The sequence below is a fragment of the Acinetobacter sp. C13 genome (assembly GCF_016809775.1).
GTDB lineage: Bacteria > Pseudomonadota > Gammaproteobacteria > Pseudomonadales > Moraxellaceae > Acinetobacter > Acinetobacter pittii.
Genome location: NZ_JAFBJL010000006.1, coordinates 94813 through 120505 on the forward strand (window position 1 = coordinate 94813; position 25693 = coordinate 120505).

Genomic DNA, 25693 nt, shown 5'->3' on the forward strand with positions numbered 1-25693 from the left:
TTTATTTCCCCACTACCTGAATAACGATCAAGATCATCAATAACACCACTACACCGAGTGACATGCTTGATGCGTATTCACGCAATGAACCTGTTTGACGTGAGCTTGTAAAACTATTTCCGCCTTTCACGAGTGCAGGAAGAACTAACCACAAACCGTCAATCGGATCACGGCCAAAGATTTTGGCGAAGAATAAATAAGGTTTAACAAAAACGATGTCATACAATGCATCAAAACCAAAAGCAGTACGGCAAATATGTGCCAGACCTGAACCCAAACTTGTTTGAGCGAATGATTTCACTGCACCATAAGCAAATGTAAATAATGCTATACCAACAACTAGACCAACTAGTGCAATACCTACTGCTAAGTGCTCTGCCCCATGCATGCCTTCTACAAATTGTTCAGCGACATGGAATTCAGGAATTTTTGCAGTATTCAGAATACCTGCTACCGGTGCTTTTAATACCGCACCAACAAAAGTAGACAATACAGCTAAAATACCCAATGGAGCCCAGTAAGTTGCACCTTTAATTTCATGGTAAGGCGTGTTTTCTTGACCAAAGAATACAACCCAGATTAAACGGAATGTATAGATTGAAGTCAGGAATGCACCTGCTACACCCACCCAATATAAGGTGTGATATAAAGCAACTGTTTGACCTTGCACCCAAACTTCACCAAGAATCGCATCTTTAGAGAAGAAGCCAATAGTCAAGAATGGAATCGCTGCTAATGCACCGCCACCAATCGCGAAACAAGCAAACAGGAATTTGTTACGTTTGAACAAACCACCCATTTTGAAAATGTTTTGCTCGTGGTGATAAGCCAGAATCACCGCACCAGAAGACAAGAATAATAATGCCTTAAAGAATGCGTGAGCCAACATGTGGAACAAGCCAGCTTGATAAGCTTCCGCACCTACAGCCATAAACATATAGCCAAGCTGACTCATTGTTGAGTAAGCCAAGATACGTTTGATATCTGTTTGAACGAGTGCAGCAAAACCTGCAACTAACAAAGTTACCGCGCCAGTTACCGAAATGAATTGCATCACTTCAGGAGCAAGTTCAAATACGCTGAATAGACGGCAGCATAAGTACACACCAGCCGTTACCATTGTTGCTGCGTGGATTAATGCAGAAACAGGTGTTGGACCTGCCATCGCATCTGCCAACCATGTTTGCAATGGAATTTGAGCAGACTTACCAGCAGCACCCAAGAACAACATTAATGCAGTCCAGATTGTAAGTGACGAACTCTTCGTCATTACTTCTGCTGCGTGTTCAACGATGTACTGAGTATTCAGCGTACCAAATTGTTGGTAAAGCAAGAATAAAGCAATAAGCAAGAATACGTCACCAACGCGGGTCACTGTAAACGCTTTGATCGCAGCCCAACCATTTGCAGGGTTTGCATAATAGAAACCGATTAGCAAGTAAGAGCAAAGACCTACACCTTCCCAACCTAAGAATAACAACGCCAAGTTGTCACCCAATACAAGCACAAGCATGCTTGCAACAAACAGGTTGAAATACGAGAAGAAACGCGCATAACCCTCTTCACCACGCATGTACCATGATGCAAAGATGTGGATTAAGAAACCAACACCCGTGATCATGCCCATCATGAGTAAAGATAAGCCATCTAAATGTAAGCTAATGCCCGGAGCAAAACCGCCAACATTGAACCATGTCCACAAGTTTTGAACAAAAACTTGCTGACCACTCGTGGTAAATGCCATTCCAGCAATGAGTGCAAATAATGCAGATAAGCCTACAGAACCTACGCCAATAACTGCTGCAACATTTTCAGAGAGTTTGTCTCGTCCTGCCGCCAATAAAATAAAACCGATTAGCGGAAATAATACTGTTAGATATAAATAACTCATCCGCGCATCTCACTAGCAGCATCCACATCCAAATGATGGAAGCGATGATAGAACTGAAGGACAATCGCAAGACCGATACATGCCTCTGCTGCTGCAAGGGTCAAAATCAGAATGAACATCACTTGCCCATCTGGTTGTGCCCATACGCTACCTGCAAGAACAAATGCCAATGCTGCAGCATTCATCATGATTTCAAGGCTCATTAACATAAATAATAGGTTGCGTCGCACCATTACACCGTAAAAACCGAGTGCAAAAAGGATGGTTGCAACAATCAAACCATGTTCTAAAGGAATCTGGCCCATTATTCTTTTTCCTCTTCTGCACCTGGTTCACGTTTACCTAAGTGGTATGCTGCAACAAGGGCTGCTAGCAATAACATCGCGGCAACTTCAACCAATAATAAATAGTGAGTAAAGAGTGCTTGACCAACTACTTTTGGTCCAATCACTTGTGCCCCAAGCGGTGCTGAAATAGTGGTGTATTCACCACCCAGCATCCAAACTAAAAGCAAGCCGAGCAAGAAACTCATGAGTGCTGGATATGCCCAAGCATCTGAAGAAAGCCATTTACGTTCTTGTTCAACGGTGTGTTGACCTAAGTTAAGCATCATCACCACGAAGACAAACAGAACCATAATTGCTCCGGCATAAACAATGATTTCAAGAGCACCTGCAAAAGGCGCCCCCACGATCATGAAAATACCAGCAACAGCAAGCAATGAAACAATTAGACTAAGTAGAGCGTGTACAGGGTTCGTGTTAGTCACTACACGAACCGTAGAAACGATGGCCACGAGTGCCATCAAATAAAACGGCCACATCATGGTAATAGACTCCGTACATCGATTGGTGCACTTTCTTTTTGTGCTTGACCTTTCTCTTTACCGTTAATTGCCATACCCGTTACACGGTAGAAGTTGTAATCTGGGTATTTGCCTGGACCTGAAATGAGTAAGTTTTCTTTCTCATAAACAAGGTCTTGACGTACATATTCGCCTAACTCGAAGTCTGGTGTGAGCTGAATCGCAGTTGTTGGACAAGCTTCTTCACACATACCGCAGAAAATACAACGTGAGAAGTTGATACGGAAAAACTCCGGGTACCAACGACCATCTTCTGTTTCTGCTTTTTGTAGTGAGATACAGCCAACCGGACATGCAACCGCACATAGGTTACATGCTACGCAACGCTCTTCCCCATCAGGGTCACGCGTTAATACGATACGACCACGAAAGCGTGGCGGCACAATCTGTTCAGCCGGAACTTCTGGATATAAAATCGTGTCACGTTTACGCGTTGCATGGCTAAACACCATGAGTAACGTACGTACAATTGATCCGAATCCAGCTAGAAATTTATACATTTTGTACTCCCTGCTGTCCTAGGCCTGATTCATCAGAATCACAGCACCAGTCACTAACAAGTTGACCAACGCCAATGGCAAACAAATTTTCCAACCAAAGTTCATGACTTGGTCATAACGTGGACGCATTAAAGAACCACGTGCCAATACAAACATCATTACAAAGAATGCTGTTTTAATCACAAACCAGAATACTGGTGGAACAAATGGAATTTCTAAATTGAATGGCGCTAACCAGCCACCGAAGAATAAAGTCACGATCAATGCAGAGATTAGTACTACGTTGACATATTCAGCAACGAAGAACATACCCCATTTCATACCGCCATATTCAACATGGTAACCTTCTGCCAATTCTTGTTCTGCTTCTGGTTGGTCAAATGGATGACGGTGAGTTACCGCAACACCAGCAACTACGAAAATCAAGAAACCTAAGAATTGTGGAATGACGAACCAAACATCGCGTTGTGCTTCAACAATTTCACGAAGGTTAAATGAGCCTGCAATTGCAACCACACCCATTAATGAAATACCCAAGAACACTTCATAAGAAATGGTTTGAGCAGCTGAACGTAAACCGCCAAGCAACGAGTATTTGTTATTTGAAGCCCAACCACCAAACAATACTGCGTAGACAGCAATACCAGCCATTGCCATGAAGAACAATAAACCGATACTCATGTCAGCAACACCCAGTGAAGGACTCACCGGGATTACCATGAATGAAAGAACCGCTGTTGCCATTGCAACAGCTGGTGCTAAACGGAATGTAAGTTTGTCAGCAAACTTTGGGGTCCAGTCTTCTTTAAACATGATCTTGAGCATGTCGGCAACGATCTGGAACATACCACCAGGACCAACACGGTTTGGACCATAACGGTCTTGCCACCAAGCGAGTAAACGACGCTCAATAAAAGACATCAACGCTGCAACTAAAACAACAACAAGCAAAATTACAACTGCTTGGACGACAGCGTAAGCAATCGGCCAGTTTTCAGCCCAAAGTGGCGTTTGACGTATAATTTCTTGATTCATGAATTACACTCCTAAAGCCACTGAAACAGGCTCAGCTAGTGACACCATTGGTGCTAAACCAACTGGGTAACCAATATAACCTGTAGGTAAATATTCAATTACTTGTACAGGCAAGCTTACAGTTGTTTCGCCTGCTTTTACTGTAATGCGTTGACCTTCTTGAAGGTTCAAACGAGTTGCATCTTGTTCGCCCACTGCAAACACAGCTTCAGGAATACGAGTTTCCATTGCAGGTGTTTTAATCGTGAATTCGCCAGAACCAAAAATATGGTGCATTGGAACTAAGCGGAAACTTTCAGGATTTGCAACTACTGGCACTGGAGCAACGTAGCTACGTGCAGGACGTTTTGCCAAGCGATCGAATAAACGAACACCAGAATCACCACCTTTTAAGTGACCACCGACTTCATCTTGGTATTTATTCCAAGATTGTGGAGAGTTCCAACCCGGAGCCCATGCAAATGGTACTAATGATGATGCTTTTTGCGGACCAACATAACCTTCCATTGAGAATGTTAATGCTGAATCTGGATCGGTAGGCTGTTTAGGCTCATGAACCGATAACGGCGCACGCATTGCTGTACGACCTGAATAACGACGTGGTTCACGCGCGATTTTCAAGCCATGTACACGGTAACCTGCATCAGGCGCAACATCTTGGATAGCTTCAAGTACTGGTACATTTTTCACGATGCTTTCAATTACATCGTCAAGCAATGTCCAATCTACAGCCTTGCCTTTAATGCCAGTTTCAATAGCATGTAACCAACGCCATGATTCTTTAATTGCGTATTCAGGTTTGTAATAGCTTGGATCGTAAACTTGATAGAAACGCTGTGCACGACCTTCTTGGCTTACAACAGTACCATCACCCTCTGCAAAGCTTGCTGCTGAAAGAACGATATCAGCCTGTTTTACAGTTTCAGTTTCACTGTGATCAAGCACGATTACTGTTTCAGCTTTATCTAATGCAGCTTGTACTTGTGCAGCTGGTAAGCGACGGAACAAGTCATTTTCAACAATAACAAGTGTGTCGTAGTCTTGAGCAAATGCTTGTTCAAGGCTTAAACCACCGAACAATGCCAAGCCCATAGAGTTCACTTCAGGAACTACAAGACTTAAACCAGCTTTAGAACCTAAGTTCTGAGTCAACTGTGCTGCAGCTTCCATAATAGAAGCATCTTGCAAGCTTGTACCCGCAATAATTAATGGTTTGTTTGCTGCTTTTAGAGTGTCAGCAATGGTTTGAGCAAATGCTTTTGCATCTTCATCTAAACCACTTACAACTTCACCATTTACTGCCGCAGCAACTGCAAAGCCTAAACGTGCGATGTCATTTGGAGAAGCAACCACTTCACCAGTTGCAACGTCAGCAAGACGAGTTTGAGTTGCAGCTAAAATGTAAACCGGAGATTTTGCTTCTTGGCCAATACGTTGTACAGGCTCAGCTAACCAATCTGGTGTACGTGTTTTTGCAGCCATTTCACGTGCTTTGTTTTTCGCAGCTTGGCGAACAGACAATGCCATACGAGGTGCAGTTTGAGTTAGGTCTTCACCTAAGATCAGAACAGCATCATAGCTTTCAATTTCACGCATATTCGGGTTATAGATACCCTCGGTTTGCATGATAGATGCAGCAAGTTCAACAAGTTTTTGCTCTTTTTGTGCAATACCAGTTGAATAATTTGCCTGACCTACAAGCTCACGTAATGCATAGTTCGATTCCAAACTTGCGCGAGGAGAACCAATACCCAAAACTTTTTTGCCTTGAAGCTTAGCAATCGCTTGATCTAGAGCTTGGTCGACAGAAACAGTTGCAACAGTTTCACCATTACGGAACTGAGGCTGACGTGGACGGTCTGCACGGTTTACATAACCTGTGCCAAAACGACCTTTGTCACAAAGGAAGTATTGGTTAACCGAACCATTAAAACGGTTTTCTACACGACGGATTTCACCATAACGTTCACCCGGAGAAATGTTACAACCAGAAGAACAGCCTTGACACACGCTTGGTGCATACTGCATGTCCCACTTACGGTTATAACGCTCTGAATGAGTCTTATCAGTAAATACACCTGTTGGACATACTTCAGTCAAGTTACCAGAGAATTCAGACTCTAAAGTACCTGATTCTGGACGACCAAAATACACACGAGATGCATTGGCATATACGCCAAAGTCTGTACCGCCCGCATAGTCTTTGTAGTAACGAACACAACGGTAACAAGCAATACAGCGGTTCATTTCATGCGCAATGAATGAGCCGAGTTCTTGGTTGTAATGCGTACGTTTTGTAAAACGATAGCGACGACGGTCATGACCTGTCATTACAGTCATATCTTGTAAATGACAGTGACCACCCTCTTCACAAACTGGACAGTCGTGCGGGTGGTTGGTCATCAAAAATTCAACAATAGATGCACGGAAATCCGTTGCTTCTTTGTCTTCAATTGAGATATAGGTATTGTCAGATGCTGGTGTCATGCAAGACATGACTAAACGACCACGCGTATCTTCTGGATTCGCATATTGCGTAACAGCACATTGACGGCAAGAACCAACCGAACCTAAGGATGGATGCCAACAAAAATATGGGATGTCGATGCCCAGACTCAAACATGCTTGTAGCAAGTTTTCCGAGCCGTTGACTTCATACGATTTTCCATCGACATGAATTGTAGCCATAGTCGAATTCCTTAAGCTTGTTCTACGTTGCTGGTTTGCACGACAGGACGATTCGTCACTTTCGCTTCAAACTCACCACGGAAATGTTTGAGTGCGCCCATAAGCGGCTCCATCGCACCTGGTGCGTGGGCACAGAAAGTTTTACCAATCCATAATTTACGAGTTAGTTCTTGTAAATGGTCGATATCTTCTTTCTTACCTTCGCCTGCTTCAAGTGCTTTAAGCGCTTTAACAGCCCATGGCAAACCATCACGACATGGTGTACAGAAACCACATGATTCACGCGCAAAGAACTCTTCTAAGTTACGAGTGAGCGATACCATACATTGGGTTTCATCTACCACCATTAACAAACATGTTCCCAAACGAGAACCTGCTTTCATAATCGTGTCTGCATCCATTGGTAAATCAATGGTATCTGCTGGTAAAAAGTCAGTTGAAGCACCACCTGGCAACCATGCTTTGAGCTTTAAGCCCTCACGCATACCACCTGCATGATCTTCAATTACTTCACGTGCAGTTGTACCAAATGGCAATTCCCAAAGACCTGGGAATTTAACTTTACCCGATGCACCATAAATTTTAGTGCCTGGATCTTTTGATTTACCCGCTGACAAGCCGATATACCACTCTGGTCCACGAAGCATGATTGCTGGCAAGTTGTTATAAGTTTCAACGTTGTTCACAATCGTCGGACGGCCCCATGCTCCTGCAACTTGCGGGAACGGTGGCTTAGTACGTGGGTTAGCACGACGGCCTTCAAGCGAGTTAATCAATGCAGTTTCTTCACCACAGATATAACGCCCTGCACCCGTATGTACATGCAGATCAAAATTCCAGCCAGAACCTAAGATGTTTTCGCCTAAATAACCTTTAGCACGAATCTGTTCTAACGCTTCATTTAGATATTGAGCAGCCTCGATGTATTCACCACGGATAAAGATATAACCTTGAGTTGCTTCTAAGGTATAACCCGCAATTAACATCCCTTCGATCAATTGATGTGGAAGTTTTTCCATCAACAAACGGTCTTTAAAGGTACCTGGTTCCATTTCGTCGGCATTACAGATCAAGTAACGTGGACCACCATCATTTGGTGCCATCAATGACCATTTAATACCCGCAGGGAAACCCGCACCACCACGACCTTTTACAGTTGCAGCTTTAATGACGTCTAACACTTCAGCAGGTTTCATGCCTAAAGCTTTTTTAAAGCCAGCATAGCCTTCAAGTGCTTCGTAATCATCAGCACTACGTACCGCTTCTTGTTTGCTTAAACGCCAAGTGAGCGGATGAGTTTCCGGATTACCGTCGCCATAAATTGGTTTTGGTTCAGTATTCATACATACTTCTCCAATAACTGTTTAATTGATGTCACTTCGACTAAACCGTGAGTATCTTCATCAATCATTAAAGTTGGGCCTTTGTCGCAGTTGCCTAGGCAGCAAATTGGAAGCAGCGTAAAACGACCATCTGGTGTCGTTTGACCATACTGAATTCCTAATTCACGCTGGAATGCTTCAGCAAGAGTTTCTGCACCCATTAAGAAGCAAGCAATTGAGTCGCAAAGCAAAATTACGTGACGACCTACCGGATGACGATAGATACGGTTGTAAAATGTTGCAACGCCTTCCAAATCAGCAACACTCATCGACAACAACTGTGCGATGGCATTCATTTGAGCGTCATCTAACCAACCATTACGGCGCTGTACACACTTCAATGCATCCAAAGAGGCTGCACGAGGGTATGGATAGTGACCAATGTGATGTTCGATTTCGTGAATTTCTTCCGCAGTCAAAATCCCTTCGACATTCACACGTGGTTTTTTATCAGTCAAAATCATCATTATGTGTTACCTCTTAGCGATCCACGTCAGCCATAACCACGTCAATGGTCGCCAGATAAATGATTAAGTCAGACACTAAACTTCCGTTAATCACTGAAGGCATTTGCTGTAAGTGAGTAAACGTCGGTGTACGAATACGAGTACGATAACTCATAGTCGCTTTATCTGAAGTCAAGTAATAAGTACTTGCGCCTTTAACCACTTCAGTCATAAATGATGACTCGCCCGCTGGCATGACAGGACCCCATGAAACGCTCAAGAAGTGCGTAATCAAGGTTTCAATATCTTGTAATGTCTTATCTTTCGGTGGTGGAACAGCCAATGGATGATCCGCTTTGTATGGACCAGAAGGCATGTTATCCAAGCACTGTTGAATAATTTTTAGCGACTCGGTAATTTCACGGAAGTGAACAAGCACACGTGCATAAGCATCACCTTCATACTCAACCGGCACATCAAAATCGAAGTTTTCATAGCCGCTGTATGGACGATATTTACGAACGTCAAAATCGATACCTGTTGCACGTAAACCAGTACCAGTTACACCCCATGCGAGTGCAGATTTGGCATCGTATTGTGCAACATTACGCGTACGACCAATAAACACAGAGTTTTTCAATGCAGCTGTGTAGTATTCGTTTAAGCGTTTAGGCATCCACTCTAGCAATTCTTTAACAAGCTTTTGCCAGTTGTTTGGAAGATCGTGTGCTGTACCACCAATACGGAACCATGCTGGATGCATACGGTAACCAGTGATTGCTTCAACAATGTCATAAACTTTTTGACGGTCTGCGAACATATAGAATACTGGTGTCATACCACCAGCATCCTGAATTGCCGTACCACAGAATAACAAGTGGTTATTAATACGGAACAATTCGTTCAACATGACACGAATCACTTGTGCACGTTCAGGAACTTTAATGCCTGCCATTTGCTCTACAGCCATTACATACGGCATGTTTTGAGCACAACCACCTAAGTAGTCAACACGGTCAGTATAAGGAATGAAAGAATGCCATGTTTGACGTTCAGCCATCTTTTCCACACCACGGTGGTGATAACCGATATCAGGTACACAGTCCTTCACTTCTTCGCCATCTAACTGCAATACAACACGGAACGCACCATGTGCAGATGGATGGTTAGGACCCAAGTTCAAGAACATGAAGTCTTCGTCAGCGTTACCACGCTTAAGACCCCAGTCTTCAGGTACAAAACGTAAGTGCTCTTGTTCAAAGTCTTGTTTCGCTTTGTCTTGCATGTACGGCGTATATTCTGTCGCACGTGCTGAATATTCTTTACGAAGCGGATGACCTTCCCAATAGGTTGGCAACAAAATACGACGGAGCATTGGATGCCCTTCGAAATTGATACCGAACATATCGTAAGCTTCACGTTCATACCAGTTGGCATTTGGCCAGATATTTGTCGCTGTCGGAATGTTTAGATCATTTTCGTTCAAGGCAACCTTGATACGAATGTCACTATTACGCTCAAGCGATAATAAATGATAGAACACAGTGAAGTCAGATGCTGGTAAACCATCACGATGAACACGTAAACGTTCATCCATCGCAGATAAGTCAAACAGCATTACATACGGACGTTCCACTTTACGCAGGAACATAAGGACTTCTTGCACGCGTGCGCGCTCGACCCAGACTGTTGGAAACTCTTCAAAAGTCGCCTGCACGTAAAAGTTCTCACCAAATTTGGTTTTGAGCTCTTCTACGATTGCAAATGCTGGGCGTGAATCAACTGCTGTTGACTCTGGCATAGCAATGTCAGTTTCAGCCATTGGCTTGGCTTCCTATTTAATACAAATTCTGTCAATTTTCTCGATGAACATATCAGTTAGATATGTCAAAACACCGTCAAAAAATTATTTAATCTCATCCATAGAGCGTAAGTTTTTAACGGCAATACGCTCAGCATTCTTACGGTCACGTTCTGGCATCATCTTTGGCTTATATACTGGCTGAAGATCATCACCGATCACGGCAGAAAGCGGGCGTCGCTCTAATTGAATCTGGTCTTGTAAAAGCATTAAAGCTTGAATTAATGCTTCAGGACGAGGCGGACAACCTGGGACGTACACGTCAACAGGAATAATTTTGTCTACACCTTGTACTACTGAATAGATGTCGTACATACCTCCAGAGTTTGCACAAGCACCCATCGAGATGACCCATTTAGGCTCTAACATCTGTTCATACAGACGCTGAATAACTGGTGCCATTTTTACGAAACAGGTACCTGCAACAATCATCAAGTCAGCCTGACGAGGTGAAGCACGGATAACCTCTGCACCGAAACGTGACAAGTCATGCACACCTGTTAAGGTCGTTGCATATTCGACGTAACAACATGAGGTACCAAAGTTAAATGGCCACAAAGAGTTTTTACGTCCCCAGTTTACTGCTGTATGCAAGACATCCTCTAAACGAGTCATGAATACGTTTTTATTCACTTCCTCTTCAAGCGGATCCGTCACAATTTGACGTTCTTGCAATGGGTATTGATCAGCATCCGGATTCGCGCGGGTCAGAGTATATTTCATCCCGACTTACTCCTTTTCAGATGACAATGCAGGTGTAGTTTTTGACTTAACACGACCTGATGATTGAGCTGGGATCTGGCCTGTAGGGTCAGTTACGAGCTCTTCAATAGAATTAAAGCGTGTAATTTCAGCAATGTTCATTGTTGGTGAACCGATTTTAACCGCCTCACCTGCTGATTTACGGCGATCTGCTGGTGACCAACTTAAAGCACCTACAGAGAAGGCATAAACAAGCGCAATCAATAAATCAACGACAAAGATCACGACAGTGGTATATCCCAACCACCCTACTTCACGCACAGAAGTAGACCATGCATAGAGGTAAAGTGCCTCTAAGTCGAAGACAACAAAGAAAATTGCAACTAAATAGAACTTTGCAGACAGGCGAATGCGAGCGCCACCAGCACTCACGACACCTGATTCAAACTGCTCTTGCTTAGCACGTCCCCACGATTTTCCCCCGAGGAGTAAGGGAACTGTGAGCATAAAGACGCAAAGAAATGTAACGCCGATCACGAAGGCGATAATCGCCCAGTCGTATGGAGTAATGGCACTCATGCGGGGATAACTCCTGGCAGGCCTATTATTTAACAAAGAATGTATGTATTGGCCTTCAAATACACCAAACACAAAATTAATCCCGCCAATTGTACCTGATTTCTAATTTCCCATGCTAGTTGAAGCGTCTTAGTCTTTCGGATGATTTTCTATACAAAACTATTCATCTATGTGTTGTAAGGGGGGTTTCACCGCACATAATCGGTTTAATTAATAGTTTCTTTAATTATGATGATTTTTTTCATTTTTTAATTTTAGAATATTTACACAGTTGAAACGCTTATTAACTTTTTATAACTTACTTTTTTATAATATTAGTTTGTTTTTTATTGTATTCAGCTTCCCCTCTGAATTATGATGAATGTTTAATCATGCATAATATTTACTACTCTTGGATAAGAGTATTTATCATTAAGGGCAGCTGATGCCATACCCACTTCGTGAATTTTCATTTCTCTCCTTTTTAAAGTTTTTTCTCCTATTTAGCTTCATTATTGCAATATGTTGTTTCATTGGCATCGCATCTCGTCCTTTAAGTTTTCTTGCATTCTTTTGGCCTGCCAATTCGGTTTTGCTCGGGTTGCTTATTCGTTTTCCAATCACACGCCGACCAAGCGCATTTTTAGGTGCCTATATAGGATATGTGATTGCTGACTTATTTCAGGGCACTCCATTTGCTCTCACACTTGTTTTAACAACATCAAACTTTCTTTATGTTGTTACTACTTTTGCGCTCTATATGTTTTTTAATCAACATATTAAGGCGGCCTATCGCGGTTATTCCTACCTCTTTTTATTTGGATTATGCGCAATAGGTAGTGTAGTAGGTGCATTGTTTGCAGCAACTTTCGTGCCTATGTTTAATACCAAATTTATGCTTGGTGGTTTATGGGATGAGTTCGGCTACTGGTTCACTTCAGAATTACAAAATGCCTTGCTTCTTTTACCTATCATATTAAACATACCTCAATATAGTCAGGTAAAACATTATTTTTCAAGAAATCGTGGCCTAGAGCCAACCGACCTTTTACCTTTTGGGGCTGTGCTCATTTCGATTGCAGCCAGTTATTATGACTCTGGTCCTGGTTCGCTACTCTACCCAATTGCTGCACTAATCTGGTGTGCCATTCGCTACAAACCTATTGTTGTTGCACTTATCACAAGCTTCACCAGCGCCTACATTATTTATCATGTTTCTGGGCATTATCTTTTACTCTATCCACATGACTATTTCAGTAACACGGTTTCAATCCGCATTGGATTAATTATGATGACCATCGCTCCCCTTACAGTTTCCAGTATTAGCATTTTACATTCAGAATTAATTCAGAAGCTTCAACATGCCATTGCACATGACGAGCTGACATCTAGTCTCACTCGACGCCAGTTTTTACAGTCAGTTAGATTACTTCAAGAAAAAGTACAAAAAGAAAATAAGACCTCAGCCTTTTTCATGCTTGATGTCGATCACTTTAAACAAGTTAATGATAACTATGGCCATCAAATAGGTGACCGTGCGCTACAAACTTGTGTCATCACCATACAAAATATTTTGCATCCCCACGATTTATTAGGCCGCTTTGGTGGTGAGGAGTTTGCCATTTTTATTGCAGATACCACTAAGGAAAGTGCATTTGAACTGGCTGAACAAATTCGAATTAAAATTAGTCAGCAACCGATTTATATTTATGGGAAATTACCAATTTTTATACAGGTAAGTATTGGGATAAGCTTATATTCGCCATCGTCCCATCGAGCTATTGAAAGTTTATTTAAAGAAGCAGATGACGCTTTATATCAAGCAAAACGCCAAGGACGTAATCGAGTGTTTATATCTTTATAACTTTTCCATTTCATTATCTAGTGTAATGAATTTTATACAATAACCTGTATTTTGCCATGTATGCTAATAACAGATAATAAGGAGAAAAATGCATGACTCTAGAATATACGCACAAACCAAATTACTACTTGTTTGCACAGCTACTTGTGCGACATATAGAAAGCTATATTCACAAACATCCAGATGCGAATAATGCAATTTTTGACTTGCGGGATGTCTATGAAATATTTAGACAGGATTTTGCGTCAACGACAACAAACCTAGAAGGCATTTTGCACATTGCTGATGAATATAAAATAGAAACAATTAATGGAGACCAACCTCTTATTCAAAAATACCAGATTGATGCAAAAAATAATTCATTACTGATCGACTTTAATTCCGATGCGTTAGCCAGCTTAAGAAGCGGAAAACCTATTTTGGAACCAGATGCGACTCAACTATAAATAGATCAATAAAAAAGCACCTTATGAAGGTGCTTTTTTATTGGCTTTTAAAGGAGGCTGTTTAAAGCGTTTTGCTGGCCATGTCATGATAAAACGGGCGCCACCCAAGGTTGGGCTTTCATCCACTTTAATTTCACCGCCAAACCAATAGGCAATACGGCTTACGATAGACAATCCTAAACCATAACCACCCGACGCACGTGTACGGCTATCGTCTAGACGGGCAAAAGCTTCAAATACTCTTTTACGGTCTTGTTCAGGAATACCTGCACCATCATCTTCAACACAAACAAAGGCCATGCCATCACTGTGGATACCACCGGTAATCCGAACTTTATTATCGCAATAACGAACCGCATTACCCACCAAGTTTTGAACAACACGATGTAAGTAACGACGCTCAGCATCTACTTTTACATAAAGTGGAGGAGCAACAAGTTCAATTTCTTTTTGCGTTTTTAAAGCTTCGGTTTCGACCGCAACCTGATCTAACACATCAAATAAAGTAATTTCATCAAAATCTAGTGAAGGTGTACCCTGCTCTAGTTTTGCATAAGTCATGATTTCATCAATTAAGGTATTGAGTGCCTCAATATCTTTATCAATCATATCGACCTGATGCATACGATGATTGTAATCATCTTCTTCCGCCAACATCTCTGTACCAAAGCGAATACGGGCAACAGGTGTTCTAAGCTCATGAGATACCGCTCTCATTAACTCACGCTGAGCCTCGATTAAACGCTGAATATGATCAGACATGTTGTTATAACTTGATGCCAAGTTTGCCATTTCGTCACTTCCTTCAATAGGAACACGCAATGACAAATCACCAGACTTCATACGATTTAATGCATAACGTACTTGGCGAATTTTACGCTCTAGCGGCAAGATCAACCCATAAACACCTAGACTCAGTAAAAACAAGCTAAATAAAGTAATCCCTGCTGAAAGCTGCAAAGGCATCCAGTTAAACATCGGAACTGGTCCAAGCACGAGAACCCGTGTAGGCTGATTCGGAATTGGAGAGACGATTGAAATGGTTGTACCGCGTACTGTCGCACTGTCTTTGTACAACATGACGCTTTGGTCTTGGCGTAAACGACCAATTTGTTCCGAGTCCAGATTAATATCTTGAATATTGTAGATATTAATTGGGTAAGAGAAATGCTTTTGAATCTTGGCAAGATATTCTTGTTCTTGCCCCGGATAAAACATTAGATAATCAAGTACAAAAATAGGGAGAGCCTTCATTTGGCGCTCAGTAATTTTGTCGACTTTTATAGATAAAAAATGCTGAGGGTCGTCACGCAAGCCAATAATGATATACGCAATACTATTACTGGCATCGTAACGGACAACAGATTTTTGAGCTTCGATTCGTTTTTTCTCCGTACGAGATAACTCAACCTTGCTTGCATCAGTATAGTAAATTGGAAGTTCCAATAAATCTGACGCATCTGAAACCCAGTCTATTTTCTGTTGCTTCCCAGGCTGTCGAGCGACTCCCTCACTAATGACATAAGAAATACCATCGGTTAAAGATTCTCGATATTCTTGTGCCCGTTGATAATTGATAATTTGTACAAGCAAATAACCAAAGACAGCAACCAGAACAACAAGAATTACCAGTCCCGCATATATTCGCAGGAATATACTGTGTTTAAACACTCGACCAACCTTATAGGAAGTTTATTCAGACCTTATAACCCGTTGGTTTCTTTAACAAACAAGTAACCTTTACTACGTACTGTTTTAATACGCTTTGGATTTTCAGGATCATCACCAATTTTTGGACGAATACGTGAAATACGGACGTCGATTGAACGATCCTGACCATCGTATTCGATACCACGTAAACGTTCGAAGATATCTTCACGCGATAAGATACGACCAGCATTTGATGCAAGCAACCATAATAGGTCATATTCTGCGCTAGTGAAGTCAACAAGTTCACCATTTAGCGTTACAGAACGACCGCCATTATCAATTACAAGGTCATCGAACTCGATACGTTGAGCAACTTCATCTTCTACAGTTTTATCTGTGCGACGTAATAGTGCACGGATACGCGCTAAAAGAACACGTGGTTGAACTGGTTTAGCAACATAGTCATCTGCGCCCATTTCCAAACCAAGCACCTGATCCATGTCTTCTGTACGTGCAGTCAACATCAAAATGGGTTGATGGTAATGTGGACGAACTTCACGGCAAACTGTTAAGCCATCGGCACCCGGCAACATGACATCCAAAACTACTAGATCTGGTTGTTCACTAATAATACGACGAATTGCACGGTTACCATCAGTTTCTACACCAACTTCCAAACCGTTGCGAATTAAATATTCTTGAGTTAATCGCGCTAAGCGCTCGTCATCTTCAACGATCAGAATCTTTGGTAACTTTTCTTCTTGGCTCATATCATTGCCCCTATAAATCTCGTTTCATGCATCTTAAAAATCTTGCAGATACATTCGTTTATCATTTGCAATATACACACGTTTACATTGTAAACAAGTAGGCGTTCACCAAACTGATACATGACCATCGTATTTTGTTTCATTTTATTAGCCTTTGAATTTTCACGTGTTTTTAAGATTTATTTATTGTTATTAAATTTCATATTCTATTCATATTTCCAATGTATGAATATTAAACAAATTATTTCTCTGTTTAGTTTAAATTTATTTAAGTGTTTGTTTTTTGAGTTATCCACAAAGTTATCTATAAGCGTTTTTTAACAGCTTTGCTATGCTATCTCCCATCAAATCATACAGATAAAAAATTACTAAAAAGTCAAGATTGATCTGCTATGAAAAATCCCGTATCTTGTGTTGAAAATAAACTTTAACTACTAAGTCTTGTGTTTATCCCTCAAATATCGTGGCATGTTTTTTGCTCGGTTCAAACGGTCTATGAACATAACAAAAGTGACAATGGAGCTATGCTGGCATGAGCGTAATTACTTCGACTCCCGGTCAAATTCAGGTGATTAAGCGCACTGGAGATGTTGCTGCATTTGATGCAGAGAAAATTTCAGTTGCGATTGGTAAAGCTTTTCTTGCTGTGGAAGGTCAACAGAGTTCGGATTCTAGCCGTATTCACGACCGTATTACCCAGTTGACGGAAATGGTCTTAAATACTTTTACTCGCCGTTTACCATCGGGCGGTACGATCCATATTGAAGAAATTCAAGATCAAGTAGAACTTGCTTTAATGCGTACTGGGGAACAAAAGGTTGCCCGCGCTTATGTGATTTACCGTGAACAACGTGCTAGCGCTCGTCAGCAAACGAACTCAAACCACCACCCTACTTTACAAGTTACCGACAAAAACGGTCAGCTTCAGCCACTTGATTTAAGTGCATTGCAAGCAACTGTTTCTAAGGCAGCTGAAGGTTTAGAAGGTATTGACGTTCAAGCCATTGTCGATGAAACCGTTAAAAACTTATATAACGGCGTAAAAGAAAGTGATATTGCCACAACAATGATGATGGCAACACGTACCCGTATTGAACAAGAACCAAACTACACTTACGTGACTGCACGTTTGCTTTGTAACGAATTAGTGAGCACTGGTTTAACGTTCTTAGGCTTATCAACAGATACACCAGAAAATAATGCACTTGAAGCATTCTTGAAAAAAGGTGTTGAGCTTGATTTGCTTTCACCTGACTTGCTTGACTTCGACTTAGAAAAATTATCAGCAGCAATTCAGCCAGAGCGTTCTAATCAGTTTACCTATTTAGGTTTACAGACTTTATTTGACCGTTACTTCATTCACTCAAACGGCGTTCGCTTCGAATTACCACAATTATTCTTCATGCGTGTGTCGATGGGTCTTGCACTCAATGAGCAAGATAAAGAAGAGCGTGCAATTGAGTTCTATAACTTATTGTCTAGCTTCGACTACATGGCTTCTACGCCTACCCTGTTTAACTCAGGTACATTACGTCCACAGCTTTCAAGTTGTTACTTAACAACAATTGGCGATGACCTTTATGACATTTATGGCGCAATGCGTGACAACGCGATGCTTTCTAAATGGGCTGGCGGTTTAGGTAATGACTGGACGCCTGTTCGTGCCTTGAACTCTTATATTAAAGGTACTAACGGTAAGTCTCAGGGTGTTGTTCCATTCTTGAAAGTTGCGAACGATACAGCTGTTGCAGTAAACCAAGGTGGTAAGCGTAAAGGTGCTGTGTGTGCATACCTAGAAACTTGGCACTTAGACATCGAAGAGTTCTTAGAGCTTCGTAAAAACACGGGTGATGACCGTCGCCGTACTCACGACATGAACACTGCGAACTGGGTTCCAGACTTGTTTATGCAACGTGTATTTGAAGATGGTGAATGGACATTATTTACCCCTTCTGAAACTCCAGACTTGCACGACTTAACTGGTGCTGAATTTGCTGAGCGTTATGCTTACTATGAGTCTGTAGCGAAAGAAACCAACATGCTACACAAGAAAGTACGTGCTAAAGACTTATGGCGCAAAATGCTTTCTATGTTGTTTGAAACTGGTCATCCGTGGATCACATTCAAAGATGTATGTAACTTACGTTCACCACAACAACACGTTGGTGTAGTTCACTCATCTAACCTATGTACTGAAATTACCTTGAACACAAATCAAGACGAAATTGCAGTATGTAACTTGGGTTCGATCAACCTTGTACAACACGTTCAAGGTGGTGTGTTAGACCGTGAGAAGTTAGCTCGTACTATTAAAACAGCAGTACGTATGCTCGATAACGTAATCGACATTAACTATTACGCTGTACCACAAGCGAAAAACTCGAACTTGAAACACCGCCCTGTGGGTATGGGTATCATGGGCTTCCAAGATGCACTATACGAAATGGGTATTGCTTACGGTTCAGACGCTGCTGTTGATTTTGCTGATGAATCAATGGAAGTAATTAGCTACTACGCGATTGAAACTTCAAGCAACTTGGCTGTTGAACGTGGTGCTTACTCAACATTCAAAGGTTCATTGTGGGATAAAGGTATCCTTCCAATCGACTCTTTAGAAATTGTTGCGAAATCTCGTCCAGAGCGCATGTTCGAAGTTGACCGTACTCAACGTTTAGACTGGGACACTTTACGTGCCAAAGTTCAAAAAGACGGTATGCGTAACTCAAACGTGATGGCGATTGCTCCAACTGCTACCATCTCTAACATTTGTGGTGTTTCTCAATCTATTGAGCCAACATTCCAAAACTTATATGTGAAATCTAACTTGTCTGGTGAGTTCACTGTTATTAACCCATACCTTGTTCGTGCATTAAAAGAACGCGGTCTTTGGGACACAGTAATGGTTAACGACCTTAAACACTTTGAAGGTTCAGTACAAAAAATTGCTCGTATTCCTGAAGAATTAAAAGCAATCTTTGCTACTGCGTTTGAAGTAGATACACGTTGGATCGTTGATGCTGCATCACGCCGTCAAAAATGGATTGATCAAGCTCAGTCGCTTAACCTTTACATCTCTGGTGCAAATGGTAAGAAACTTGACATCACTTACAAGATGGCATGGTTACGTGGTCTTAAGACGACTTATTACCTCCGAGCTTTAGGTGCAACTTCTGCTGAAAAATCTACAATCAACACAGGTGCTTTAAACGCAGTTAAACCTGCGACTGTTGAAGCCGCGGCGGTTGCTGCCCCTGTTGTAGAAGCGAAGAAACCAGAAGCAGCGGTTGAAGAAGAAGGCTTTACTCAAGCAGCTCCTGTACCAATGGCTTGTTCAATCGATAACCCTGATTGTGAAGCTTGCCAATAACATTTAATAAGATTGCTCTTTTCACTAAAGAGCAATCTTAAAAGAGGTAAAGATTATGCTTTCTCATCTCAGCCATAACTATATGCTTGGTGTTGGAGTTTTAATCTTTGCCTTTATTTTCTTTTATATGCCGATGGTTTACGCATTTATCACAATACGTAAGCAACAGCGTAAACAAAATAAGTTGTAGGGAGTAGAGACCAAAGGCCCAAAATTTGGTCATGCATCAATAAAACTTAATTTTGTTTACACATTAAAAGCGTATAGTAGGGACATCTTCGTTTAAGAGATGTCAAATATAGATATATACAACGAAGAGAGAACAAAAATGTCTATCCTTAGTTGGGACGATTTTGAAGATGATTCGCAAAAACCGACTACACCTGAACACAAGTCTGCGCCCGTCCAATCGGAAAAAGCGTCAGATTCGCAGAATGTATCTACTGCGCAGCCATCATCGCCGGGCGTGGCAGCTCCACAATCCGCTGGAACCCATTCCGTGCGACCAACAGTTGCCTCCGATACAGTGGCTAGAGCCGCTCAAGCCTTAGAACATTTAGACGTTGCCCCTGGCCTTGAAGAGCTAGAAATGGGTGCTCAACGTGTTCAAGTTGACGACAAAGCAATGATTAACTGTCGTGCGGACTTGAACCAACTTGTACCATTTAAATATGAATGGGCTTGGCAGAAATATCTTGACGGGTGTGCGAACCACTGGATGCCTCAAGAAGTTAACATGAACCATGACATCGCGCTTTGGAAGTCTGAAAATGGCTTGACCGAAGATGAGCGTACTATTGTTATGCGTTCTTTAGGTTTCTTCTCGACTGCGGACTCTTTGGTTGCAAACAACTTAGTATTGGCAATTTACCGTCACATTACTAACCCTGAATGCCGTCAATACATCTTGCGTCAAGCGTTTGAAGAAGCGATTCACACTCACGCTTACCAATACTGTATCGAATCTTTAGGTATGGACGAAGGCGAAGTCTTCAACATGTACCGTGAAGTTCCATCGGTTGCACGTAAAGCAGCTTGGGGCTTGAAATATACTCAATCTTTAACTGATCCTAATTTCCACACAGGCACGCCTGAAAACGACCAACGCTTACTTCGTAACTTGATCGCATTCTACTGTGTTCTTGAAGGGATCTTCTTCTACTGTGGCTTTACTCAAATTTTGAGTATGGGTCGTCGTAACAAGATGAACGGTGTTGCTGAGCAGTTCCAATACATCTTGCGTGATGAATCTATGCACTTGAACTTTGGTATCGACATGATTAACCAAATCAAGATTGAGAACCCTCACCTTTGGACTGCTGAGTTCCAACAAGAAGTGGTTCAAATGATTGTTGAAGGTACGATGCTTGAAATCGAATATGCACGTGACACGATGCCACGCGGTGTATTGGGTATGAACGCAAGCATGATGGAAGAATACTTAAAATTCATCTGTAACCGCCGTTTATCTCAGTTAGGTTTACCAGAGCAATTTGCTGGTGTAACTAACCCATTTGCGTGGATGTCTGAGATGATGGACTTACGTAAAGAGAAGAACTTCTTCGAAACTCGCGTAACTGACTATCAAACTGGTGGTGCGTTAAGCTGGTAAGTTTAAGTATCTACTAAATAAAAAAACCGCTATCTATAGCGGTTTTTTTATTACTCAAAATGTCATAATTTCTCAAATATAATCAATCTTTTCCAGAGTACAAAACTGAGCCAACTAAAACGGCTTGACCTGCAATGCTAACTTGTAATATTGAATCTGTTTTCTCAACTGTCACTAAAACTCGCCCCGGTCGTTGTATGGCTAGACCTTGATATCCCCAATAGCTAACTTTCTGATCACATTCAATTAAATCATAGTGAACAAGGTACGCTCCCGCTGGACCATTTGCATTACCAGTTACAGGATCTTCATTAATACCGATTGCGGGTGCGAACATTCGACCATAAGTAATAGGTTCTTGCTTACTACCTTCCAAGACAAATGGGAAAAACCCATTGCAACCTATTTCAGCACTCATGGCTTTCAATTTTTCATTGTTTGGAATTAATTCATCAAGCTTACTTCTGCTCCGCATTGGCACCATCACCTTGGAATGCCCCGTCGTAACAACCTGTATTGGCAAGTCAGCAAAATCACTTTCACTCACACCCAGTGCACTTGCAAGTTCACTCCGTTGACTCACATTAAAAGGTGGTAAAAACTCTACGCGACCTTGGGTCATTTTCACCAATAACGCTGCTGGACTTCCAAATATTGAAACGGGTAAATGACCAGCCCCTGTTTTTGCGATTAATGGATAGTCGGATTGGTGGCCAGTAGTTGCACGTAAAAAATGAGTAGCGATCGTCGCATGTCCACAGATCGGGACTTCATCTGTAGGGGTAAAATATCGAACATGTATGTCATGGCTTGGATCTTTAGGTGACAAAACAAAGGCAGTTTCTGAATACCCTGCAAATGTAGCAATATCTTGCATCTCTTGAGTCGTAAGATGGTCAGCATCTAGCACAACCCCTGCTCGATTTCCTGTATTTGGTTTAGTGGTAAATGCATCAACTACATAAATGGTCGTCATGGCAAAACTCCTCTGTTGTTAATATTGTGATCTCAGAAATAGCTCCTGCCATAACCAGAAAATCTTATTTAATTGCAGCAAAATATGTCGTAGCTCTAAAAGGTTTATAGTCGTCTCAAATAATGAGTTTTGAGTCCTTATAGTGGTTGTTTGAATTGTATAAATCTAAACATCGGCGATACTATAGTTTTTATTGCAAACGCATTTTCTAAATATGGAAAGGTATGAACTGGGACGATACTAAAATTTTGTTAGCTATTGGGCGAACTGGCGGGTTGAGCCGCAGTGCAAAATTGCTTGGTATTAGTGTTTCTACCGTACATCGCAGAGCAGTTGAACTAGAGAAAAGTCTCAATGTGATTCTTTTTTCTCGAGACAGTGATGGCTATACACTCACCCACGTTGGAAAACATTTTTTTTCTTTGGCTGAAAAAGCTGAAGAGCATTTAATAGCGATGGAACGTTATAACGATCAAGGGCAACAATCATTGTTCCGCATTGCTTTACCTGAGTTAATCGGGCAACAGTTGCTTCAGTCAAAGCTAACAGCATTGCAACTGAAGCATCCAGATTTACAATTAGAGATATCAACGAGTGTCGTTCCTGTTGATTTTTCCCGACGGGAAGCTGACATTATTCTTCGACTTGTTCGTCCAGAAAGCGGGCGTTACATTATTCGACGCCTTGGCCAACTAGAATATGGACTTTATTGCAGTAAAGATTATCTCGCCAGTTTCACAGAACATGCTGAAACGGCTGATTTACTGAATCATCGTATAATCGGTTGGGACCGAAGCCTTCAATATACGTTCTTAGCGCAATGGATGCGTGAACTCACCCAAGATGCAGCCCCTGCTTTGTCTTTTGATAACATGCACTCGCAACTACGAGCAGCCATTGAAGGACAAGGAATTACAGCCCTGCCTTGTTTTGTTGCAAAGGCTTCGGGTTTAGTACCCATACTACCCGAGCAAACTTTAAAACAAGATGTGTGGTTAATGCGTCATTTAGACACTAAGGATAGTCACTATTCAACGTTGATTAGTGAGACGATTGAAAAAGATCTTCAAGAATATCTATTGTGATAAACATTAGCTTTTATTCTAATTTTGAATTCGAAAAAGAAATTTTATGTTAAACCGAGTTATGTCTCTCTCAAGTTATACAAAGTATTTTTTAGTTAAAACGATGGGCGAGAACTATCAAATCTGCTCATAAAAAAGCCGATTTGTGTCAAAATCGGAATTTTGCTTTTTTTGTAGAAGATAAAAATTCTTAACACTATGATTTTAAAATCTTTTTAAATATGGTTTCAGATAACGCCCATTATGTTAAATGGGCTAATTTTTTATAGTAATATTTGATTAATTTTTATAGAGTAGCTTTGATTTTTTTAATACTTTAGAAATATATGAAAATTTTAATTTGTAATAAAATTAGTGATGTAAACACGTCAGATTTAGATATTAATGAAATTGAGGATTACTTGATTTTATTAGAGCATTCTCCATGGAATGACTTCGGCTATAAGGTAACTTTCAATCTATATATTATGAATATGATTGGATTAGCAACACAACGAAGAATTGGACAATTAAAAATTGCTAAGGAGAATCAAACAGAGAATAGTTTTTGTGAAATAGACGAGTATCAGACATTATCAACGTCATTAATTGATCAATTACCTGACTCATTCTATAGTTTAGGCGAGAATTCTGAATACTATAAACAAATTAAAGAGTATTTTAACAACTCTGCCTTAGAACTACTTCTGCTTACTAAGCTTAAAGACATTGAAAAAAATAAAAGTAAATTTGATGATTTAGCTGATCAACCAGTTTTTGATAAAGCTTTTAAGAGGACTACAATTTATACTGATAAAGTCGAAAGTGATTGGTTCATACATACTAGTGAAGCTAAATCTATATTCGATACGCAAATTCAAAATGCTCGTAATTTATTAAGCTCTGGAATTACAGACCCTAATCAACTTCATAGTTTTCATACAATGATTTATGGTTATGTTGTTGCTGCAATGGAAAACTACTTATTTAGTATCTTTATTAAAAAAATATTTAGTGACCCACAGATTAAGACTAACTATATATCTAAGAAAATTAAAGAAAAATTTTTTCTTAGTGACATTGAAAAATCTCCAAACTTTGTCAACGAAAAATTATTAGAGGTGTTAAATCAGATTAGTTTCCATAACGTTGGTACAGCTAAAGATTTATTTTATGAATTCTTGAATCATAGTCTTATGACAGAAGTTCAGTCTCAGTATTTTATCAACTGTGTAGAAATCCGCCATGATTGTGCTCATAGAGGTGGATATGGAGTTGATGGAAGTCGTACCAATATTACAGATCAAATGATTGAAGAACTTATCGAAAATATATGTGACGTAGTTGAAAATATAGAAGCGAATATTATACAGTGAAAGTAAAATTAAGATAATACGCCTTATGAGAAATTCACTTATTATCTGATATAAATCAAAGTCTTATTTTTTAATAAAAAGCCCAATTCATAATGTTTGGGCTTTTTTATTTTTCTAAAAATAATATTTTAAAGATAAATTATTTAAATCTGTAAATTTCAAAATTTAATCGATATGTCATAAAATTTATTAAACAAGTTTCTCTCATTCTTTGCTTAAAAAATTTCTTAAAAATAGGATTTCCTAAAAATATACTTAATACAATAATAAACCCGACAATAATTTTATTTTCAGGTTGAATTACATTTAAAAGCTCAACAAAAAATTTATCTAATAAATGAAAGTAAAGAAAAGTTATTGCACAAACAAAAGAAGAAAAGAAAAACTTATAAAAGTAGTATTTAAACATAGCAATCCACCTGACTAACAACTTTAATCCACACAAAAAATATAACACAGATAAATAAAACAGCAACAACTTTCAAAATAATTTTCAATCCAACACCATTATTTATTATTTATTATTTATTATTTATTATTTATTATTTATTATTTATTATTTATTATTTATTATTTATTATTTATTATTTATTATTTATTATTTATTATTTATTATTTATTATTTATTATTTATTATTTA

General features: G+C 40.4%; 22 protein-coding genes. 7 read left to right on the plus strand and 15 right to left on the minus strand.

The genetic code is table 11. The features are described 5' to 3' along the window. Position 1 precedes the first annotated feature (1 nt). From nuoL to ndhC, 11 genes are all read right to left on the minus strand, one after another. Positions 2 to 1891 carry an NADH-quinone oxidoreductase subunit L gene (gene nuoL / locus JGE69_RS15775; RefSeq protein WP_199114119.1) on the minus strand — a complete coding sequence of 630 codons (1890 nt, stop codon included), beginning with the start codon at positions 1889 to 1891 and terminating at the stop codon, positions 2 to 4. Then, positions 1888 to 2196, minus strand: a complete 309-nt coding sequence (gene nuoK / locus JGE69_RS15780; RefSeq protein WP_000529822.1) for an NADH-quinone oxidoreductase subunit NuoK — start codon at positions 2194 to 2196, stop codon at positions 1888 to 1890. Before nuoK ends, nuoL begins: the two co-directional genes overlap by 4 nt. Then, entirely contained in the window at positions 2196 to 2714 is a 519-nt protein-coding gene (nuoJ, locus tag JGE69_RS15785; RefSeq protein ID WP_014205902.1) for an NADH-quinone oxidoreductase subunit J, read from the minus strand. The genes nuoK and nuoJ overlap by 1 nt, the downstream gene beginning before the upstream one ends. Further along, positions 2714 to 3256, minus strand: coding sequence for an NADH-quinone oxidoreductase subunit NuoI (gene nuoI, locus JGE69_RS15790; RefSeq protein WP_002120012.1), 543 nt, complete (start codon positions 3254 to 3256; stop codon positions 2714 to 2716). The genes nuoJ and nuoI overlap by 1 nt, the downstream gene beginning before the upstream one ends. A gap of 18 nt (positions 3257 to 3274) precedes the next feature. After that, positions 3275 to 4291, minus strand: a complete 1017-nt coding sequence (nuoH, locus tag JGE69_RS15795; protein WP_004703499.1) for an NADH-quinone oxidoreductase subunit NuoH — start codon at positions 4289 to 4291, stop codon at positions 3275 to 3277. 3 nt (positions 4292 to 4294) lie between these two features. Beyond that, positions 4295 to 6979: an NADH-quinone oxidoreductase subunit NuoG gene (nuoG, locus tag JGE69_RS15800; RefSeq protein ID WP_014205900.1), complete on the minus strand. Its 2685-nt coding sequence runs from the start codon at positions 6977 to 6979 to the stop codon at positions 4295 to 4297. A gap of 11 nt (positions 6980 to 6990) precedes the next feature. After that, positions 6991 to 8322 (minus strand): NADH-quinone oxidoreductase subunit NuoF, encoded by a 1332-nt coding sequence (gene nuoF, locus JGE69_RS15805; protein WP_002120030.1) that lies wholly within the window; start codon positions 8320 to 8322, stop codon positions 6991 to 6993. Further along, positions 8319 to 8828, minus strand: coding sequence for an NADH-quinone oxidoreductase subunit NuoE (nuoE, locus tag JGE69_RS15810; protein WP_199114121.1), 510 nt, complete (start codon positions 8826 to 8828; stop codon positions 8319 to 8321). The genes nuoF and nuoE overlap by 4 nt, the downstream gene beginning before the upstream one ends. Before the next feature lie 13 nt (positions 8829 to 8841). Beyond that, entirely contained in the window at positions 8842 to 10629 is a 1788-nt protein-coding gene (nuoC, locus tag JGE69_RS15815) for an NADH-quinone oxidoreductase subunit C/D (RefSeq protein ID WP_002120052.1), read from the minus strand. Between the two features lie 84 nt (positions 10630 to 10713). Continuing rightward, positions 10714 to 11391 (minus strand): NuoB/complex I 20 kDa subunit family protein, encoded by a 678-nt coding sequence (locus tag JGE69_RS15820; protein ID WP_002120034.1) that lies wholly within the window; start codon positions 11389 to 11391, stop codon positions 10714 to 10716. A gap of 6 nt (positions 11392 to 11397) precedes the next feature. Next, positions 11398 to 11949, minus strand: a complete 552-nt coding sequence (gene ndhC / locus JGE69_RS15825; protein WP_002120061.1) for an NADH-quinone oxidoreductase subunit A — start codon at positions 11947 to 11949, stop codon at positions 11398 to 11400. 424 nt (positions 11950 to 12373) lie between these two features. Here ndhC and JGE69_RS15830 point away from each other — a divergent pair, with 424 nt between their 5' ends. Next, the gene (locus tag JGE69_RS15830) at positions 12374 to 13792 is read left to right on the plus strand and encodes a sensor domain-containing diguanylate cyclase (protein WP_199114123.1); all 1419 of its coding nucleotides are present in this window, start codon (positions 12374 to 12376) and stop codon (positions 13790 to 13792) included. Positions 13793 to 13884: 92 nt separating this feature from the next. Next, positions 13885 to 14238 carry a hypothetical protein gene (locus tag JGE69_RS15835; RefSeq protein ID WP_199114125.1) on the plus strand — a complete coding sequence of 118 codons (354 nt, stop codon included), beginning with the start codon at positions 13885 to 13887 and terminating at the stop codon, positions 14236 to 14238. 21 nt (positions 14239 to 14259) lie between these two features. On the opposite strand, the gene bfmS is transcribed toward JGE69_RS15835, so the two are convergent. Genes bfmS through JGE69_RS18165 form a run of 3 tightly spaced genes read right to left on the minus strand, consistent with a single transcriptional unit; the run spans position 14260 to position 16837 of the window. Continuing rightward, entirely contained in the window at positions 14260 to 15909 is a 1650-nt protein-coding gene (gene bfmS, locus JGE69_RS15840) for a sensor histidine kinase BfmS (protein WP_002120020.1), read from the minus strand. Positions 15910 to 15941: 32 nt separating this feature from the next. Further along, entirely contained in the window at positions 15942 to 16658 is a 717-nt protein-coding gene (gene bfmR, locus JGE69_RS15845; protein ID WP_000076440.1) for a response regulator transcription factor BfmR, read from the minus strand. Then, complete coding sequence (locus JGE69_RS18165; protein WP_320158877.1) at positions 16655 to 16837, minus strand: hypothetical protein; 183 nt, start codon at positions 16835 to 16837, stop codon at positions 16655 to 16657. Before JGE69_RS18165 ends, bfmR begins: the two co-directional genes overlap by 4 nt. A gap of 353 nt (positions 16838 to 17190) precedes the next feature. Between JGE69_RS18165 and JGE69_RS15850 the strand changes: the two genes are divergently transcribed. The 3 genes from JGE69_RS15850 to JGE69_RS15860 all read left to right on the plus strand — a co-directional run bounded on the left by JGE69_RS15850 (position 17191) and on the right by JGE69_RS15860 (position 21637). Next, positions 17191 to 20025, plus strand: a complete 2835-nt coding sequence (locus JGE69_RS15850; RefSeq protein ID WP_199114127.1) for a ribonucleoside-diphosphate reductase subunit alpha — start codon at positions 17191 to 17193, stop codon at positions 20023 to 20025. 55 nt (positions 20026 to 20080) lie between these two features. Then, on the plus strand, positions 20081 to 20215 hold the full coding sequence (locus tag JGE69_RS15855) for a hypothetical protein (protein ID WP_002120013.1): 135 nt from the start codon (positions 20081 to 20083) through the stop codon (positions 20213 to 20215). Between the two features lie 138 nt (positions 20216 to 20353). Continuing rightward, positions 20354 to 21637: a ribonucleotide-diphosphate reductase subunit beta gene (locus tag JGE69_RS15860; RefSeq protein ID WP_199114129.1), complete on the plus strand. Its 1284-nt coding sequence runs from the start codon at positions 20354 to 20356 to the stop codon at positions 21635 to 21637. A gap of 82 nt (positions 21638 to 21719) precedes the next feature. Here JGE69_RS15860 and JGE69_RS15865 read toward each other — a convergent pair whose 3' ends face one another. Continuing rightward, positions 21720 to 22613 carry a PhzF family isomerase gene (locus JGE69_RS15865; protein ID WP_199114131.1) on the minus strand — a complete coding sequence of 298 codons (894 nt, stop codon included), beginning with the start codon at positions 22611 to 22613 and terminating at the stop codon, positions 21720 to 21722. 224 nt (positions 22614 to 22837) lie between these two features. Here JGE69_RS15865 and JGE69_RS15870 point away from each other — a divergent pair, with 224 nt between their 5' ends. Both JGE69_RS15870 and JGE69_RS15875 read left to right on the plus strand, forming a co-directional pair. Further along, positions 22838 to 23698, plus strand: a complete 861-nt coding sequence (locus JGE69_RS15870; RefSeq protein WP_199114133.1) for a LysR family transcriptional regulator — start codon at positions 22838 to 22840, stop codon at positions 23696 to 23698. A 326-nt stretch (positions 23699 to 24024) separates the two neighbouring features. Beyond that, entirely contained in the window at positions 24025 to 25053 is a 1029-nt protein-coding gene (locus JGE69_RS15875) for a hypothetical protein (protein WP_199114135.1), read from the plus strand. The last annotated feature ends 640 nt before the right edge of the window (positions 25054 to 25693 follow it).

What these genes read in the sequence shown, in the direction of transcription:
- nuoL (WP_199114119.1), bottom strand. Translation starts at nt 1,891, where the DNA reads ATGAGTTATTTATATCTAACAGTATTATTTCCGCTAATCGGTTTTATT.
- nuoK (WP_000529822.1), bottom strand. Translation starts at nt 2,196, where the DNA reads ATGGGCCAGATTCCTTTAGAACATGGTTTGATTGTTGCAACCATCCTT.
- nuoJ (WP_014205902.1), bottom strand. Translation starts at nt 2,714, where the DNA reads ATGTGGCCGTTTTATTTGATGGCACTCGTGGCCATCGTTTCTACGGTT.
- nuoI (WP_002120012.1), bottom strand. Translation starts at nt 3,256, where the DNA reads ATGTATAAATTTCTAGCTGGATTCGGATCAATTGTACGTACGTTACTC.
- nuoH (WP_004703499.1), bottom strand. Translation starts at nt 4,291, where the DNA reads ATGAATCAAGAAATTATACGTCAAACGCCACTTTGGGCTGAAAACTGG.
- nuoG (WP_014205900.1), bottom strand. Translation starts at nt 6,979, where the DNA reads ATGGCTACAATTCATGTCGATGGAAAATCGTATGAAGTCAACGGCTCG.
- nuoF (WP_002120030.1), bottom strand. Translation starts at nt 8,322, where the DNA reads ATGAATACTGAACCAAAACCAATTTATGGCGACGGTAATCCGGAAACT.
- nuoE (WP_199114121.1), bottom strand. Translation starts at nt 8,828, where the DNA reads ATGATGATTTTGACTGATAAAAAACCACGTGTGAATGTCGAAGGGATT.
- nuoC (WP_002120052.1), bottom strand. Translation starts at nt 10,629, where the DNA reads ATGGCTGAAACTGACATTGCTATGCCAGAGTCAACAGCAGTTGATTCA.
- JGE69_RS15820 (WP_002120034.1), bottom strand. Translation starts at nt 11,391, where the DNA reads ATGAAATATACTCTGACCCGCGCGAATCCGGATGCTGATCAATACCCA.
- ndhC (WP_002120061.1), bottom strand. Translation starts at nt 11,949, where the DNA reads ATGAGTGCCATTACTCCATACGACTGGGCGATTATCGCCTTCGTGATC.
- JGE69_RS15830 (WP_199114123.1), top strand. Translation starts at nt 12,374, where the DNA reads ATGCCATACCCACTTCGTGAATTTTCATTTCTCTCCTTTTTAAAGTTT.
- JGE69_RS15835 (WP_199114125.1), top strand. Translation starts at nt 13,885, where the DNA reads ATGACTCTAGAATATACGCACAAACCAAATTACTACTTGTTTGCACAG.
- bfmR (WP_000076440.1), bottom strand. Translation starts at nt 16,658, where the DNA reads ATGAGCCAAGAAGAAAAGTTACCAAAGATTCTGATCGTTGAAGATGAC.
- JGE69_RS15850 (WP_199114127.1), top strand. Translation starts at nt 17,191, where the DNA reads ATGAGCGTAATTACTTCGACTCCCGGTCAAATTCAGGTGATTAAGCGC.
- JGE69_RS15855 (WP_002120013.1), top strand. Translation starts at nt 20,081, where the DNA reads ATGCTTTCTCATCTCAGCCATAACTATATGCTTGGTGTTGGAGTTTTA.
- JGE69_RS15860 (WP_199114129.1), top strand. Translation starts at nt 20,354, where the DNA reads ATGTCTATCCTTAGTTGGGACGATTTTGAAGATGATTCGCAAAAACCG.
- JGE69_RS15865 (WP_199114131.1), bottom strand. Translation starts at nt 22,613, where the DNA reads ATGACGACCATTTATGTAGTTGATGCATTTACCACTAAACCAAATACA.
- JGE69_RS15870 (WP_199114133.1), top strand. Translation starts at nt 22,838, where the DNA reads ATGAACTGGGACGATACTAAAATTTTGTTAGCTATTGGGCGAACTGGC.
- JGE69_RS15875 (WP_199114135.1), top strand. Translation starts at nt 24,025, where the DNA reads ATGAAAATTTTAATTTGTAATAAAATTAGTGATGTAAACACGTCAGAT.